The sequence below is a fragment of the Chromohalobacter sp. 296-RDG genome, assembly GCF_029889885.1.
Classification (GTDB): domain Bacteria; phylum Pseudomonadota; class Gammaproteobacteria; order Pseudomonadales; family Halomonadaceae; genus Chromohalobacter.
This window is the reverse complement of sequence record NZ_JARANY010000199.1, coordinates 1-1,402: the sequence shown is the minus strand read 5'-3', so window position 1 is coordinate 1,402 and position 1,402 is coordinate 1. Positions and strand designations below refer to the sequence as shown.

Sequence of the window (1,402 nt, the reverse complement as noted above, 5' to 3'; positions counted from 1 at the left end):
ATTCGTTACCTGGATGCGGCTTGTGCAGGTTGATCATGGCATTTTTGCGACTAAATATAGTTGCATTATTGCAAGCCCGCAGCCCGCAGCCCGCAGCCCGCAGCCCGCAGCCCGCAGCCCGCGGCTCGCCGCTCGTGGCTCTCAGCCTTACCCCCGCGTTTCCGCCGGCCGTTCCAGCAAGGGCTCCAGCGTCTGCAGGCAGGTCGCGATCTCTTCTTCACTGTTGTAATGGCTGACGGATAAACGCGTCGCGGCTTTATACCCAAACGGCGCGAGGGCGCGCACCGCCTGGGACGAAGATAAAAGCTGGGCGGCGATGCCGGTGGCCGCGAGCCACTGCACTACCTTCCACGCTTCGATTCCGCGGACATCGAATGCCACCGTGCCGTCCCGCCATAGCGCATGCGGCGCGCCGATCACCCGCACACGTGGATGGCCGTGCAAACCGCATCGCCACAGCGAGGTCGGCGATGCGCTCGCCTCCGGTGTCGCCGGTGCCTCGGGAAAGCCATGCAATAGCCGGTTCAGCAACGCCCGCTCATGGGCCTGAATGGCATCGCCTGCCGCCTTTAAGCGAGAACACCGGGGCGGGGGATCGGTGAAATGCGTGCCCAGCCAATCGAGATACGCCACCCACTCGGTAATGCTCGCCAGCGCCGTGGGCTCCTCACCGCGATGCGGCGCCATCAAGCCGCTCGGCGGCGTGCCGCGCATGGCCAGTGACAAACGCCGCGACAGCCACACAAACCCCTGCCGCGGGCGACAGAAGATCGCCTCCGCCCCCACCACATACGCATCGATTTCCCAATGCGCCACCGTAAGCGGCGCATGCGCGGCGTGATGCTCCCCCATGACCAGAATGAAACACGCCGGCGCCACCTTGTGTATGGCGCGAGCAATCGCCGCCACATCCTGGCGCATGCCGGTGAAAGGGCAGGTATGCACGAGCGTCGCAACGCGTGTCTCCGGCGTCACGCAGTGAGCATACTCCGCCACTTCCAGCCGGCCAGTCAGCGGATTGACCGGCACCGTCGCACTGCTCAACGCCCGCTGCCTTGCATGCAGTGCGATGGCGGTCATCTCCTCGGCGGAAGCCAGCGCCGTCATCACGACATGGCTCCCTCGAGGAGCCGCTCCCAGCGCCAACGCCAGTACCCGTGCCCAACCTTCCGCCGTACTCGGCGCCCGCCAAAGCTGGTCATGCGATACCTCCAAAGACGCTCCCAACCAGGTCGCGAGATCTTCCCAGCCATGGGTGGTCAGCATCGCCTGGATATGATGACCCGGCGCGTCCGTCTCCAGCGGCACCGGCAAACTCGCCAGCTCCGCGCCCACCTGCATCGCCGCCTTCAGCGCCAGCGGCTCGCCGACGCCGTTCAAGTGGATTCGCTTGCCATCGATG

At 65.5% G+C, this 1,402-nt stretch carries 1 protein-coding gene; it reads right to left on the bottom strand.

From position 1 onward, the window contains the following. Positions 1-147: 147 nt before the first annotated feature. A partial coding sequence (locus OP495_RS18885) for an aminotransferase class V-fold PLP-dependent enzyme (protein WP_280571120.1) occupies positions 148-1,402 on the bottom strand: 1,255 nt, incomplete at its 5' end.